The organism is Hyphomonadaceae bacterium BL14, from assembly GCA_027627705.1.
Lineage (GTDB): Bacteria > Pseudomonadota > Alphaproteobacteria > Caulobacterales > Maricaulaceae > Oceanicaulis.
This window is the reverse complement of the sequence record CP091242.1, coordinates 625,104-637,756: the sequence shown is the minus strand read 5'-3', so window position 1 is coordinate 637,756 and position 12,653 is coordinate 625,104. Positions and strand designations below refer to the sequence as shown.

The 12,653-nt window shown below is 66.0% G+C and carries 17 protein-coding genes; 8 read left to right on the top strand and 9 right to left on the bottom strand.

Annotation, left to right across the window (positions count from 1 at the left end; translation table 11 throughout):
- The first annotated feature begins 97 nt into the window (after positions 1–97).
- The 3 genes from L2D00_03010 (at position 98) to L2D00_03000 (ending at position 1,234) form a co-directional block, all read left to right on the top strand.
- Positions 98–313 carry a BrnA antitoxin family protein gene (locus L2D00_03010; GenBank protein ID WBQ13667.1) on the top strand — a complete coding sequence of 72 codons (216 nt, stop codon included), beginning with the start codon at positions 98–100 and terminating at the stop codon, positions 311–313.
- Positions 314–408: 95 nt separating this feature from the next.
- Positions 409–732, top strand: coding sequence for a succinate dehydrogenase assembly factor 2 (locus tag L2D00_03005; GenBank protein WBQ13666.1), 324 nt, complete (start codon positions 409–411; stop codon positions 730–732).
- Positions 733–919: 187 nt separating this feature from the next.
- Positions 920–1,234: a septum formation initiator family protein gene (locus tag L2D00_03000; protein WBQ13665.1), complete on the top strand. Its 315-nt coding sequence runs from the start codon at positions 920–922 to the stop codon at positions 1,232–1,234.
- Positions 1,235–1,244: 10 nt separating this feature from the next.
- Here L2D00_03000 and L2D00_02995 read toward each other — a convergent pair whose 3' ends face one another.
- Positions 1,245–2,036, bottom strand: a complete 792-nt coding sequence (locus tag L2D00_02995) for an SDR family oxidoreductase (GenBank protein ID WBQ13664.1) — start codon at positions 2,034–2,036, stop codon at positions 1,245–1,247.
- Between the two features lie 100 nt (positions 2,037–2,136).
- On the opposite strand from L2D00_02995, the gene folB reads away from it, so the two are divergent.
- Together folB and L2D00_02985 are read left to right on the top strand one after the other, a co-directional pair.
- Positions 2,137–2,550 (top strand): dihydroneopterin aldolase, encoded by a 414-nt coding sequence (gene folB / locus L2D00_02990; GenBank protein ID WBQ13663.1) that lies wholly within the window; start codon positions 2,137–2,139, stop codon positions 2,548–2,550.
- A gap of 57 nt (positions 2,551–2,607) precedes the next feature.
- Positions 2,608–2,850, top strand: coding sequence for a hypothetical protein (locus tag L2D00_02985; GenBank protein WBQ13662.1), 243 nt, complete (start codon positions 2,608–2,610; stop codon positions 2,848–2,850).
- 213 nt (positions 2,851–3,063) lie between these two features.
- Here the strand turns inward: L2D00_02985 and L2D00_02980 are convergent.
- Positions 3,064–3,851 (bottom strand): IS5 family transposase gene (locus L2D00_02980; protein ID WBQ13661.1). Its coding sequence is split into 2 segments (ribosomal slippage): positions 3,064–3,518 and positions 3,518–3,851, totalling 789 coding nucleotides; the frame shifts between segments, so codons are not numbered across the junction.
- 184 nt (positions 3,852–4,035) lie between these two features.
- Here L2D00_02980 and uvrC point away from each other — a divergent pair.
- Together uvrC and L2D00_02970 are read left to right on the top strand one after the other, a co-directional pair.
- Positions 4,036–5,946 carry an excinuclease ABC subunit UvrC gene (gene uvrC, locus L2D00_02975; protein ID WBQ14483.1) on the top strand — a complete coding sequence of 637 codons (1,911 nt, stop codon included), beginning with the start codon at positions 4,036–4,038 and terminating at the stop codon, positions 5,944–5,946.
- The gene (locus L2D00_02970) at positions 5,927–6,538 is read left to right on the top strand and encodes a CDP-alcohol phosphatidyltransferase family protein (protein WBQ13660.1); all 612 of its coding nucleotides are present in this window, start codon (positions 5,927–5,929) and stop codon (positions 6,536–6,538) included. Before uvrC ends, L2D00_02970 begins: the two co-directional genes overlap by 20 nt.
- Here L2D00_02970 and L2D00_02965 read toward each other — a convergent pair.
- The 7 genes from L2D00_02965 to L2D00_02935 form a co-directional block, all read right to left on the bottom strand.
- Positions 6,535–8,523 (bottom strand): acetyl/propionyl/methylcrotonyl-CoA carboxylase subunit alpha, encoded by a 1,989-nt coding sequence (locus L2D00_02965; protein ID WBQ13659.1) that lies wholly within the window; start codon positions 8,521–8,523, stop codon positions 6,535–6,537. The two genes, L2D00_02970 and L2D00_02965, sit on opposite strands and share 4 nt — an antisense overlap.
- A 71-nt stretch (positions 8,524–8,594) precedes the next feature.
- A complete protein-coding gene (locus L2D00_02960) occupies positions 8,595–9,392 on the bottom strand; it encodes an enoyl-CoA hydratase-related protein (GenBank protein WBQ13658.1) in 798 nt (265 codons plus the stop codon).
- A 128-nt stretch (positions 9,393–9,520) separates the two neighbouring features.
- Entirely contained in the window at positions 9,521–9,901 is a 381-nt protein-coding gene (locus L2D00_02955; GenBank protein WBQ13657.1) for a hypothetical protein, read from the bottom strand.
- Between the two features lie 151 nt (positions 9,902–10,052).
- Positions 10,053–10,370, bottom strand: coding sequence for a hypothetical protein (locus L2D00_02950; GenBank protein ID WBQ13656.1), 318 nt, complete (start codon positions 10,368–10,370; stop codon positions 10,053–10,055).
- A gap of 93 nt (positions 10,371–10,463) precedes the next feature.
- Complete coding sequence (locus L2D00_02945) at positions 10,464–11,510, bottom strand: enoyl-CoA hydratase/isomerase family protein (GenBank protein WBQ13655.1); 1,047 nt, start codon at positions 11,508–11,510, stop codon at positions 10,464–10,466.
- A gap of 13 nt (positions 11,511–11,523) precedes the next feature.
- Positions 11,524–11,916 (bottom strand): type II toxin-antitoxin system VapC family toxin, encoded by a 393-nt coding sequence (locus L2D00_02940; GenBank protein ID WBQ13654.1) that lies wholly within the window; start codon positions 11,914–11,916, stop codon positions 11,524–11,526.
- Positions 11,917–11,943: 27 nt separating this feature from the next.
- Positions 11,944–12,294, bottom strand: coding sequence for a hypothetical protein (locus L2D00_02935; GenBank protein ID WBQ13653.1), 351 nt, complete (start codon positions 12,292–12,294; stop codon positions 11,944–11,946).
- Positions 12,295–12,390: 96 nt separating this feature from the next.
- Here L2D00_02935 and L2D00_02930 point away from each other — a divergent pair, with 96 nt between their 5' ends.
- Positions 12,391–12,645, top strand: a complete 255-nt coding sequence (locus tag L2D00_02930) for an Arc family DNA-binding protein (protein ID WBQ13652.1) — start codon at positions 12,391–12,393, stop codon at positions 12,643–12,645.
- Positions 12,646–12,653: the final 8 nt, after the last annotated feature.

The window sequence follows — 12,653 nt, the reverse complement described above, 5'->3', positions numbered from 1 at the left end:
CCGGGGCGGGAGGGGAAGGGGTGTGGCACCCGAACCAGAAATTGAAGCGCGTTCGGGCGGCTGGTATATTGGGCATCCGCTCTGGAGGCGGCGCGCCATGAAAGCCAATGAATTCTATGCGGCATTTGACGCCGGGCAAGACGTTAGCGCCGCCGTGGACTGGTCCAAGGCGCGGCGTGCGAATGAGGAAATGCGGCGCGTCAGCGTGGAATGGCCCGAATGGATGGTGGAAGCGCTGGACCGCCAGGCGCGCCATCTGGGCGTGACCCGGCAATCACTCATCAAGCTCTGGATTGCGGAGCGGTTGCAATAAAACGCGGCCGGATGTCATCGGCCTTGGCAGGTTCGCTGAGCCCGGTAGGCCGCACCCCCTTCCCGACGATGTCGTTCCAACCTAAATCCCCACCCATGAGCGATGATCCCTTCTCCGATCCGAACCGTCCCATTGATCCCATTGACCGCAAGAAGCGGCTGACCTTTCGTGCCTGGCGGCGGGGGTTCAAGGAAGCCGATCTGATCATGGGGCGGTTTGCGCAGGCGCGGCTGGACACCATGTCCCCGGGCGAGCTGGACGCGTTCGAGCGCCTGCTCGATGCGCCGGACACCGATGTGTACGCCTGGATCACCGGCGCGGCCGAGACGCCGCGCAATTACGACACGCCGGTGCTGGATGCGCTCAAGGCCTTCCGCTTCCACGCCGAGGCGGCGCTGGGCGACGGGCCGTCGGCTTAACGCCGACGATTTTTGGCAGCCACGCCATTTATCTGAAAACAGGCGCCTGTTTTTCAGCCCGCAAAGCAGGCTTAAAAGGCAGCGAATCATCTTGGAATCTGATTCGCCTAACGCTTCCTTTACCCTGCCCGGGCTAGTCTCCCCGCCGTAACGATCCGCAAAAGGCGGACGGTGGATGGAGACGGCCGTGAACACGCTAAAGCGGTTCAGCCTGACAGCCGTATTGGCGATGCTGATCGCCTATTTCGGCTATCACGCCCTGCACGGGGAGCAGGGCACGCTCAATCATGCGCGAATCCAGATCCAGATTGCGGCGGTGGAGGCAGAACTGGCAGAGACGCGCGCCCAGCGCGAGCGCATGGAGGACCGGGTCGCCCGGCTCGACGAGCGTACCGGCGCGGTGGATGTGGATTATCTGGAAGAACGCGCCCGCGCCGTACTGCGCTTCGCCCATCCCAGCGAAATCGTGGTGCTGACCGAGGGGCCGCGCGGCGGGCGTTAGACGCTCGCCCCTACCCGGCCCCGCCCAGCGCCCCGAACACGTCGCGCGTCAGGCGCGGATCGAAATGCTGGCCGCCATCCACACAGACGATCTGGCCCGAGACTGACGGCGTCTCCAGGAAATAGCGCAGCGTGCGCACCAGATCAGCCGGCTCCGGCCCGCATTCCAGCGGGGTGTCGTGATGCAGGCGCTCAAATTCTTCCTTGGAATGATAGGGGCTGGGCAGGGTCAGGCCCGGCGCGGCGGCGTTGACGCGCACCTTGGGCGCCAGCGCGCGCGCCAGCATCTGGGTCATGGTCATCAGCGCGGCTTTGGACAGGGTGTAGGAGAAGAAATCCGCGTTCATATTGAACAGCTTGTAGTCAAGCAGGTTGAAGATCATCGCACCACCGGGCCGGTCCGGCGCCTGCGCCGCAAACGCCTGGCTGAGCAGTGCCGGCGCCAGCGTGTTGGCGTCCATATGGCGGCGGAAGCTGGCGGCGGTGATCGTCCCCACGGCATCATCCTCGAACACGGAGGCCGAATTGACCAGCACGCTGACCGGCCCCAGCGCGGCGCGCGCCGCATCAATCAGGCCGGCGGCCGCGTCCGGGTCCGCCAGGTCCGCGCCCAGCGCCGTGGCGCGGCCGCCCTTTGCCTCAATCGCGGCGACAAAGGCGTCGGCCTCCGCGCGCGAGGCATTGTAATGCACTGCCAGCGCATAGCCGTCTTCTACCAGAGCGTCTGCCAGCGCGCGCCCGATACGCTTGGACGCGCCGGTCACCAGGGCTGCGCCTTTGCCGGCGGGGTGTGTCGGGGTCATGGACGGCTCCGGTCTGCTCAAAAGGGCGCCAGTCCGTGTTCACACGCGCCCGCACGGGGCATATAGCCTGATCGCCGCACAAAAAAGAGGCGCCGCGCCCATGAAACTTGAACCCGTCCGTCCCGGCGACGCCCCCTCGCCCCGCCCCGCCCACGCGGGCGAGCGCGTCAGCGTGCATGTGCGCGGCCTGCGCCTGGAGGCGGAGGTGGGCGTCTATGACAGCGAGCGCGGCCGCCGGCAGCCGGTGCGCATCGACCTGACCGCCGACGTGGACGCCAGCGCCTGCCATCCCGACGGGCGGCTCGCCGACACGGTCAATTATGCGTCCCTGGCCGAAACCGTGCGCCAGATCGTGCTGGCCCGCCACCATGACCTGCTCGAAGACCTCGCCCAGACCATCGCCGACACGCTGTTCACCGATCCGCGCATCACGCGCCTGGCGCTCAGCATCGACAAGCTGACCGCGCTGGCCGATGCGGACAGTGTGGGGGTCAGCCTGGAGCGCTGGCGGTAGGGGATCTGTCTCGCCATCATCTGGCTCGCGGGCCGCTCTTGCGGTAGACTTGCCTGAATGAACGCGCTCTCGCCCGAAACTGCCGTCCGCCTGGACGCCCTCGTACGCTCGGGCCGTTTCGCCAGCGCTGACGAGGCGGTGGCGTATGCGCTGGACCTGATTGAGCGGCGCAAGGATGCGCTGGACGCCGCGCGCATCACGCTGGACGATTTGCTGGATGACCGCCTGTCGGACGCTGTCGACACGGACGTGACGCTGAGCCTGGCGGAAGCCCAGGCGCGTTGTGACGCGCAGTCCTGACACTGTCCGTTTCAGCGTCAGGGCGCTGGCTGATCTGGACGCGATCCATGCTTGCACTATCGATAAATGCGGTCCGGAGCAGGCGCGGACCTATATGCTGGACTTGGTTACTTTCGCCCGGCGGCTGCCAAACACCCGCTACGCTTGGAGGAAGCTACGGCGAAGAGGTGAAACCGTATACGCAGCGCGGCGCGCATCGCATGTTTTGATATTCTAGGTGCTGTTGACAAAGTACCGGAACCACAGGCGGATTGAAGCGAGATGGATGAAGCCGAGATAGCTGTCGGCGGTCTTGTCGTAGCGTGTGGCGAGGCGGCGTGAGCAGCGCAGCTTGTTGAAGCACCGCTCGATGCGGTTTCTCAGCCCATAGACGAAGTCGTCGATCTGGACGGGGTTCTTGCGGTTTCGGCGCGCCGGGATCATCGGCACGGCGCCGGCGGCTTCCAGCGATGTTCGGATATTGTCGCTGTCATAGCCTTTGTCGGCCAGCAGGACGCGCGGGACTGGGCCATGCGCGGCCATCACCGCCTCATAACCTTTGTAGTCGGAGACTTCACCGCCGGTGATCTCAGCGGCTATGGGCAGCCCTTCAGCGTTGGTGCGAAGGTGTATTTTGGTCGTGAAGCCACCTTTTGAGCGCCCAAAACCCTGTTTTTGAGTCCCCCTTTAGCGCCCGCAGCCTGATGGTGCGCGCGAACGATAGTGGAATCGACCATTTGAAGACTGTCGGGTACGGCCCCGCTCTCGCCCAGCGCTTCCAACATCACCTCCCACACGCCTGACAGCGTCCAGCGGCGGAACTGGCGGTAGACCCGCGTCCACGGACCGAAATAGTCGTGAAGATCACGCCAGGGCGCGCCGGTGCGCGCGATCCAGAACACGCCGTCCAGCACGCGGCGATGATCAGAAGGCGGGCGGCCCCGCTTGCCTCCGGTCGCCACCACGAAAGGCGCAAAGAACGCCCACTCCTCGTCCGTCATCAAACCGCGAACCAAGACCACCTCCCAAAAGCCAGTCTTGAATCACGCTTCGGGCGGGTTGGGAATCCACTTCGTCAACAGGTCCTAGGCACGCCCGCAATCACTTCGCATCATCGCTGTCGTCCACGCCCAGTCCGACTTCTCCCGGTAACCCACCTGCCCCTCCCCGCTGACGCGGCGCGCGGCGCGGCCTATCTTGCCTCTTATGGTCAAAGCCGCCCGCCCTGATGCGCCGCCTCTGGATGCGGCTGACGACGCCGCCCCCGCCGGTGCGCCGGACGAGGCGCGCTCCGGGCCGCAGATCATCGCCGATTATGTCAAGCAATTGCCGATGAAGCCGGGCGTCTACCGCATGTATGGCGCGGATGGCGAGGTGCTTTATGTGGGCAAGGCGAAAAGGCTGAAAAACCGGGTGGCGAACTATGCCAAGACCGGCGGCCACACCAATCGCATCGCCCTGATGATCGCGCTGACGCGCACCATGGAGTTTGTGGTCACCAGCACCGAGACCGAGGCGCTCTTGCTGGAAGCCAACCTGATCAAGCGGCTCAAACCGCGCTTCAATATCATCCTGCGCGACGACAAGTCCTTTCCCTACATCCTGATCCGCAGCGATCACGCCGCGCCCCAACTGACCAAGCATCGCGGCGCGCGCAAGGCCAAGGGCGCGTATTTCGGCCCCTTCGCCAGCGCCGGCGCGGTGAACAACACACTCAACACGCTGCAGAAGGCTTTCCTGCTGCGCACCTGTTCAGACAGCGTGTATGAGAGCCGCACACGGCCCTGCATGCTGTACCAGATCAAGCGCTGCGCAGCGCCGTGCGTGGATTATGTGGACGCCGAGGAATACGCCGAGCTGGTGGCCGATGCGACGAGCTTCCTGCGCGGGCGCTCCAACGAGCTGCGCGAGGCGCTGCAGGCCCAGATGACCGCGGCGTCCGAGGCGATGGATTTCGAGCACGCCGCCAAGCTGCGCGACCGCATCCGCGCCATCGCGGCGGTAACGACCCATCAGGACATCAATCCTGAAGGCCTGGAAGAGGCCGACGTGGTGGCCGTGCACAGCGAAGGCGGGCGGTCCTGCGTGCAGGTCTTCTTCTTCCGGGCCGGCCAGAACTGGGGCAATCGCGCCTTCTATCCGCGCCACGAGGCCGACGCGCCCGAGGGTGCTGTGCTGGCGGCGTTCCTGGCGCAATTCTATGACGACAAGCCCGCCCCGCGCCTCCTGCTGGTCAGCCATGCCCCGGAGGAAGCCGAACTCCTCAGCGAGGCTCTGGCCCTGCGCGCCGGGCATGGCGTGGAGATCCGCGCGCCCCAGCGCGGCGACAAGAAACAGCTGATGGAGCAGGCGGTGCGCAATGCGCGCGAGGCGCTGGCCCGCCAGATGGCCGAAAGCGCGTCCCAGGCCCATCTTCTCAAAGGCGTGGCGCGGGTCTTCGGGCTTGGCGCGCCGCCCGTGCGCATCGAGGTCTATGACAATTCCCACATCCAGGGCACGAACGCCCTGGGCGCCATGATCGTGGCCGGGCCGGAGGGGTTTGAGAAAACCGGCTATCGCCGCTTCAACATGAAGGGCGATGATGCCGCCACCGACGATGATTACGCCATGATGCGCGCCATGCTGCGCCGGCGCTTTGCCCGCCTGAAGCGCGAGCGCGATGACGGCGCGCCAACCCCCGATCTGGTGCTGATCGATGGCGGCAAGGGACAGCTGTCGGCTGTGCAGGGCGTGATGGAGGAGCTGGAACTGCTGGACATTCCCCTGGCCGCCATCGCCAAGGGGCCGGACCGCGATGCGGGGCGCGAGGTGTTCTACCTGCCCGGCAAGCCGCCCGTGCGCCTGCCGCCCAATGATCCGGTGCTGTACTACATCCAGCGCCTGCGCGACGAGGCGCACCGCTTCGCGATCACCGGCCACCGCGCCCGGCGCCAGCGCCAGATCCGCGAAAACCCGCTGGACGACATTCCCGGCATTGGTGCCACGCGCAAAAGTGCTCTGTTGAAACATTTCGGCTCCGCGCGCGCGATCACCCGCGCCAATCTGGCCGATCTGGAAGCCGTGGAGGGCGTGTCGAAAACGCTGGCGAGGACGATCTATGACCATTTCCACGAATAGCGCCCTGTGCCATCTGCCCAATGTGATCACGCTGGCGCGCATGGCCGCGGGGATGATCGGGGCCTGGTGCCTGATTGTCAGCGCCGGTCAGGAGGTGGAGCGCGCCGCACTGGTCTGGGGCGGGGCGTCAGCGGTGATTTTCGTGCTCGCCGCCCTCACCGACTGGCTCGACGGCTGGCTGGCGCGGGTGCTGGATGCGCGCAGCGCGCTGGGCGCCCTGCTCGACCCCATCGCCGACAAGGTGCTGGTGGGCGCGTATCTCATCGCCTTTGCCGCCATCAGCGGCTGGATGATCTGGCTGGCCGCGCCGGTGGCGGTGATTGTAGGCCGCGATGTGCTGGTCACCGCCCTGCGCTTCACCCGCCCGGCGCCCGCCACCCTCAACGTCACCGGCGAGGCGCGCACCAAGACGGCGCTGGCCATGATCATGACCGCCGCGCCGTTCGTGCTGGTGACCCTGGACCTCGCCACGCCGCTTCGCCTGCCGGTGGAGGTATGGTTCTTCTACTGGGTGGGCGGGGTCTGGTTCATCGCCATCCTCACCGCCTGGACGGCGCTTCCGTATGTGCGGGGGGCGTTGGGAAGGGGTTAGGCCTCCGCCTCGCTCAGCACCACCAGCGCTGCACCGTCGCTCACCTGTGCGCCAGCTGCAGCATTGACGGCCTCCACCACGCCGTCGCGCGGCGCGGTCAGGGCGTGTTCCATTTTCATGGCTTCGAGGACGACCAGGGTCTGGCCCTTTTTCACCGTGTCGCCGGGCTTGACGGCGACGGAGAGGACCTTGCCGGGCATGGGGGCGAGAATGGCGGCGCCGCCCTCCAGCGCGTCGGCCTGGGCGGCGGGGTTATATTCGGTGATCAGGTGGGTTTCGCCCTGGGCGGCCACCAGCGCACCGCGCGAGGGCCAGATCTCGAAGCGCGCACTGACCGGCTGGTCGTTGAGGCGCGCGGTAAAGAGCCCCGGCTCAAAGCGCGGTTCGACGAGCACCAACGTCTGATCGCCCGCCTGCGCCTCCAGCGCGCCGTCATTCAATGTCAGGCGCACACCCACGCGCGCGCCGGCATGATCAAGGCCCACTTCAAACACCGGGTCGCCATTGACGCGGAAGCCGTCGCGCATGTCCCAGGGATCGCGCGCAGGGGCGGCCAGCGGCCCGCCGCCGGCCATCGCCAGGGCCCCGGCGATCCAGCTCAGGGCCGGCGGCGCTTTGGGTGCCAGCACGTCCAGGCGCTGGTCGATGAAGCGGGTGTCGACAACACCAGCACGGAAATCGGGATGGGTCAGCGCCCGGCGCAGGAAGCCGGCATTGGTGCGCACCGGCCAGACCAGCGTGCGCGCATCCAGGCCCGCCACCAGCGTGTCGATGGCATCCTCGCGGGTGGGGCCATGGGTGATCAGCTTGGCGATCATGGGATCATAGTGCAGCGACACCTCACCGCCCTGCTCCACGCCGCTATCGGCGCGCACGCCTTCGGGCTTGCCGGGCAATACCAGCCGGTCCAGCGGGCCGATGGAGGGCAGGAAGCCGGTGCCCGGGTCCTCGGCATAGAGGCGCGCCTCCAGGGCCCAGCCTTTGATGGCGATGCGGTCCTGTTCCGGCACCGGTCCGCCCGCCGCCACACGCAGCTGCAGCTCGACCAGATCATAGCCCGTCACCGCCTCGGTGACCGGGTGCTCCACCTGCAACCGCGTATTCATCTCCATGAAATAGAAGCCGTCTTCGCGTAGTGGCCCGGACCCGTCCACAATGAACTCGACGGTCCCCGCGCCGACATAGTTCACGGCCTCGGCCGCGCGCACGGCGGCCGAGCACATGGCCGCGCGCACATTGGGGGTCATGCCCGGCGCCGGGGCTTCCTCGATCACTTTCTGGTGGCGGCGCTGCAGCGAGCAGTCGCGCTCGAAGAAATGCACCACGCGCCCGCGCCGGTCGCCGAACACCTGCACCTCGATATGGCGCGGGCTGGAGATGAATTTCTCGATCAGCACATGGTCATCGCCGAAGCTCGACGCGGCTTCGCGCTGACAGCTGGCGAGCGCAGCGGCGAATTCGCCGGCCGCCTCCACCTTGCGCATGCCCTTGCCACCGCCGCCGGCCACCGCCTTGATCAGCACCGGATAGCCGATCTTGCCCGCCTGCTGCTCAAGAAAGCCCGGGTCCTGGTTCTGGCCGTGATAGCCCGGCGTCACCGGCACCCCGGCCTTTTCCATCAACACCTTGGCGCGGTCTTTGAGGCCCATGGCGTCAATGGCTTCAGGATCGGGACCGACAAAGATGATCCCGGCTTTCTGGCAGGCGCGGGCGAACTCGGCGTTCTCCGACAGGAATCCATAGCCCGGATGAATGGCGTCAGCGCCGGTTTGCCTCGCCGCTTCCAGGATCAGATCGGCTTTGAGATAGCTCTCGCGCGCCGGTGCCGGACCCAGGCGCACCGCCTGCCCGGCCATGCGCACATGGGGCGCGCGGGCATCGGCGTCGGAAAACACCGCCACCGTGGCGATCCCCATGCGGTGCGCGGTGCGCATGATGCGGCAGGCGATCTCGCCCCGGTTCGCGATAAGCAGCGTCTTGATCATGGCCATTTCCGTTACGGGGGCGGCTGTCTGTCAGGGGCCGGGCGATCCGGCGAGCGGGTGCCAGCGCCGGCTCAGCCTTCCAGCCACCAGGGCTTGCGCTTCTCCAGAAACGCGGCGAGCCCCTCGCGGCCTTCATCGCTGACGCGGCGGTCGGCGATTTTGTGGGCGGTCTTGCGCATCAGCCCGTCGTCGATGTCTTCGCCCGTGACCATATCCACCAGCGCCTTGGCGTCGCGCACGGCGCCCGGCGCGGCGTCGAACGCCAGTTTCGCGATATGCTCCATCATGTCGTCCAGCTCCTCGGCGCTGTCGACGACATACTGGGCCAGGCCGATCTGGTGGGCGAATTCGCCGTCAAAGCCCTCGCCGGTGACGAACAGCGCACGGGCCTGGCGCGGGCCGATGGCGCGCACCACGAAGGGCGAGATGGTAGCCGGGGTCAGGCCCAGGCGCACTTCGGAGAAGCGGATTTTCGCGTCCTTGACCGCCACAGCAATATCGCAGGCCGCCATCAGCCCGGCACCCCCGCCCATGGCCGCGCCATGGACCAGCGCCACGGTGATCTGGGGCAGGTCGTAGAGCCGGTGCAGCATGCGGGCCAGGCCCAGCGCATCCTCCTCGTTGTCCGCATGGGTCCAGTCGGCAGCGGCCTTCATCCATTCGAGATCCGCGCCGGCGGAGAAACTGCCGCCCGCCCCGCGCAGAAAGACGATGCGTACCTGGGCGTTGGTGCGCAGCGTTTCAAAGATGTCGGACAGGCGTGCGATCACATCGGCGTTGAACGCATTGTGCTTGGCGGGCCGGTTCAGCGTGATGACCGCCACCCCGGCGCGGGTTACATCAAGCCGGACGTCGTCTTCCTGGGCCATGGCGCGCTCTCCTGTCTGCGTGGTGCAGGCTTAGCGCGCTCAAGGCGTGACGCCAAGACGCACAAAGCCGCCGGGCGCGCAGTGACGCGGCACCCGGCGGCAATGACAGGCGGTCAGATTGCGGCCCCCTAGCGGCGCGGCAGCAGCACCGACTTGATGATCGACAACACGGTAATGGCGACGAAATATCCCAGCGCCAGGAAAGCGGCGTACTGCAGATAGGTCATCTCGGTCACCGGCGGCATCGCGAACTCAGCCCCGGCGCGCACCATCGGCAGCGCCACATCCACCACCACGTGCACGATCACACCGAGCACGGTGAAGATCAGGATCGCCCCGTATTGCTGCATCAGCAGCGCCATCACCAGCGCGATGACACCCATTTGCAGGCCCAGAAAGGTCCAGTTGATCTCGCCACCGGCCGTCAGCGGGCCGTGCACGGCGAGCCCGGCCACAAGCCAGTTCCAGACAGGAGCGATATAGCCCCAGATCATATCAACGAATTCCATTGCGTTCCCCTCGCTTAACGGCCTCCCTCAGGCCAAGCATGGCGGGGAGACTGCCAAAACCTTAACAGAAAGCAAGGAAAAATAAACCAATTCAGCGGATGCGCACGCGCGCCGCGTCTCTATCGTGGCACGATTGCCGCAAGGCGCACGGTTAACGGCGCAGCAGCAACCGCTTCAGCAGGCCCAGGATGAGGATGACAACCAGATAGCCCGCCAGCAAGGTGGCCACATAGCGCCAGAAGCTCAGTTCGAGCACTTGCGGCAAGGCGATCGCCGCCCCGCCCGACAGGACCGGCAGCAGCGTGTCCACCAGAACATGCACAAGCGCGGCACCCACCACGAACACGGGCAGGCGCGCCAGGCTGGGCAGAAGCACGGCCGCGATCAGCGCAATGATCAGCCCCTGCACCGCATTGACCTGATCAAATCCGGCGCGGAAAAAATCCAGCACCTGTTGAAGAATCTCCATGTCGCCCTCCCCGGCATAGCGTTAACGCGAGTGTTGCCGGTTTGGCAGGCGTGATCAAGGCGGGCGGGCGCTGGCTTGGCCGACCGGAGCGCCTCAGCCGTCCAGAAAGCTCATCTCTTCATCACCGGGCAGCGGCGCGAACCAGCCCGATACATCGCCCGCGGCTGATGCCCAGCGCGGGGCGTTGTCCTTGTCCAGGATCACCGCGCGCACGCCTTCATAGAAGTCAGACCCGTCATCCAGGCAGCGCATGGAGACCCGCAGATCCTGGGTCATCACCTCGCGGAAACTCAAATCCGCGCCCCGGCGCAGGGCCGCCAGCGTCACCGCACAGGCGGTGGGCGATTTGGACCGGAGCACTTCAAGCTGGCGCAGCGACCAGGGATCGCCGGCCGATTCCAGCCGCCCGGCCATGGCCTCGACTTCATCGCCGGCAAACGCGCTGTCGATCAGGGCGCGCGTCAGCGACAGGTCAGAGGCGCCGGGATCTGCGGCGTACCGGTCCAGCAGCGCCTCGACCGCTTCGCCGTCATGATCGAGCGCCGTACCTTCCAGCGCGTCGATCAGCGCCTGGCGCTGATCGCTCGGCACATAATGGGTCGCCACGCCGGTCAGGATGCAGTCAGCGGCTTTCAGGCGCGCGCCGGTCAGCCCCATCCACGTCCCGATCTCGCCGGCCAGGCGCGGCAGGAAATAGGCACCGCCCACATCGGGATGAAAGCCGATGCCGGTTTCGGGCATGGCGAACATCGTCCGGTCGCCCGCCACACGGAAATCGCCATGCACCGACACCCCGACCCCGCCGCCCATGGTGATGCCGTCGATGAGGGCGATATAGGGCTTGGGATACTCGGCGATCAGCGTGTTGAGCCGGTATTCGTCGCGCCAGAAGCGCCAGGCGCGCCCGTCGCCGGCCTTGCCGCTTTCGGCCAGCATGCGGATATCGCCGCCGGCGCAGAACCCTTTTTCGCCCGCGCCGTCCACCACCACAGCCTTCACTTCCGCATCCTCGCGCCAGTCCAGCAGGGCGGCGGTCATGCCGTCCACCATGGCCTGATTGAGCGCATTGAGCGCGCCGGGGCGGTTCAGCGTGATCCGGCCGACATCGCCGGCGCGGCGGATAATCAGATCATCGGTCATGGGTCAGTCCTGTTCAGCGCAGGTCAAGATACGGCGCCCCCGCCAGGGCGGAAGTGCGCAACCACCCCGCATCGCGCGTCGCCAGCGGGGCGTCAAGGTCCAGCGCACGGGCGAGATAGGCGGCGTCGAAGAGGGAGAGGTTTTCAGTCAGGCCCAGGTCCATCAGCTCCAACATTTCCTTGCGGCTGAGGCCGGGCCGGGATTCCACCTTCAATAGATCAAGGGCGGAGACCATTGGTTCTACGTTGAGCCTATAGAAGCGGGCATGGCGCAAAATCAGGTTCAGGGTTTCCCAGAGAAATATGTCGGGCGAGACAAAATCAGCTTTTTGAAGCTCGATCCAGGAATGTCTGGGCGGCTGGTGTACGTTGAGACGGCAGAATGAACGACGCAGCGGCCGACGCATCAAGGACGACCAGCTCTGAACTCCCGGTCACGAGCGTATCAGCTCCTTACGTTCTTCCCAGCTCATGGCGTCCAGCACAGGGTCGGGTCTCATGTCCGCCTGTAGGGCCTTTATCGCAGCAACCAGCTCCGGACCTGATAATTTGCGCCAGTCCGGATCCGCTTTGAGCATCGCTTTGGCCTCGGCGTAGGGATCGGCCTGAGGCACGGGTTCATTCCCGAACGGGGCCCGACGGTCGCCATCGGACACGCCGCGAGCGGCACCGGGGGCCTGCGTTCCATAGATCGTCGCCACCGGCTTGCCGTGGCGGGTGATCACCCGCGGCTTGCCGGTCTCCTGCAGCTCGTCGAGCAGGCGGCACAAGCAGGAGCCCAACATCCGCTTTCGATCCCCCAACTACCGGCGCCGGCTTGATATGTGCTATCATTGATATCATATTGATAGCATTGCTAACAGGCTCTGGAGGGCCTCATCATGGCGGCTGTCACCATTCGCAATCTTCCCGAGGATGTGCATCGCGCACTGAAAATTCGCGCCGCGCAAAACAATCGGAGTACGGAAGCGGAAATACGCGCCATCCTTGAAGCCGCCGCGCTGCCCGAGGGACGAGTGGGGCTAGGCACGGCATTGGCGGAGACAAGCCGGAGATTGGGCCTGACAAATGCTGATATCGAGGCGCTGGAGCAGGTCCGCGACAGGCGCCCGGCCGAGCCAATGAAGTTTGACTGACAGACGCA

Excerpts from the sequence above, each read along its gene's own strand:
- L2D00_03010 (WBQ13667.1), top strand. The coding sequence starts at position 98 with ATGAAAGCCAATGAATTCTATGCGGCATTTGACGCCGGGCAAGACGTT.
- L2D00_03005 (WBQ13666.1), top strand. The coding sequence starts at position 409 with ATGAGCGATGATCCCTTCTCCGATCCGAACCGTCCCATTGATCCCATT.
- L2D00_02995 (WBQ13664.1), bottom strand. The coding sequence starts at position 2,036 with ATGACCCCGACACACCCCGCCGGCAAAGGCGCAGCCCTGGTGACCGGC.
- folB (WBQ13663.1), top strand. The coding sequence starts at position 2,137 with ATGAAACTTGAACCCGTCCGTCCCGGCGACGCCCCCTCGCCCCGCCCC.
- L2D00_02985 (WBQ13662.1), top strand. The coding sequence starts at position 2,608 with ATGAACGCGCTCTCGCCCGAAACTGCCGTCCGCCTGGACGCCCTCGTA.
- uvrC (WBQ14483.1), top strand. The coding sequence starts at position 4,036 with ATGGTCAAAGCCGCCCGCCCTGATGCGCCGCCTCTGGATGCGGCTGAC.
- L2D00_02970 (WBQ13660.1), top strand. The coding sequence starts at position 5,927 with ATGACCATTTCCACGAATAGCGCCCTGTGCCATCTGCCCAATGTGATC.
- L2D00_02965 (WBQ13659.1), bottom strand. The coding sequence starts at position 8,523 with ATGATCAAGACGCTGCTTATCGCGAACCGGGGCGAGATCGCCTGCCGC.
- L2D00_02960 (WBQ13658.1), bottom strand. The coding sequence starts at position 9,392 with ATGGCCCAGGAAGACGACGTCCGGCTTGATGTAACCCGCGCCGGGGTG.
- L2D00_02955 (WBQ13657.1), bottom strand. The coding sequence starts at position 9,901 with ATGGAATTCGTTGATATGATCTGGGGCTATATCGCTCCTGTCTGGAAC.
- L2D00_02950 (WBQ13656.1), bottom strand. The coding sequence starts at position 10,370 with ATGGAGATTCTTCAACAGGTGCTGGATTTTTTCCGCGCCGGATTTGAT.
- L2D00_02945 (WBQ13655.1), bottom strand. The coding sequence starts at position 11,510 with ATGACCGATGATCTGATTATCCGCCGCGCCGGCGATGTCGGCCGGATC.
- L2D00_02940 (WBQ13654.1), bottom strand. The coding sequence starts at position 11,916 with ATGCGTCGGCCGCTGCGTCGTTCATTCTGCCGTCTCAACGTACACCAG.
- L2D00_02935 (WBQ13653.1), bottom strand. The coding sequence starts at position 12,294 with ATGTTGGGCTCCTGCTTGTGCCGCCTGCTCGACGAGCTGCAGGAGACC.
- L2D00_02930 (WBQ13652.1), top strand. The coding sequence starts at position 12,391 with ATGGCGGCTGTCACCATTCGCAATCTTCCCGAGGATGTGCATCGCGCA.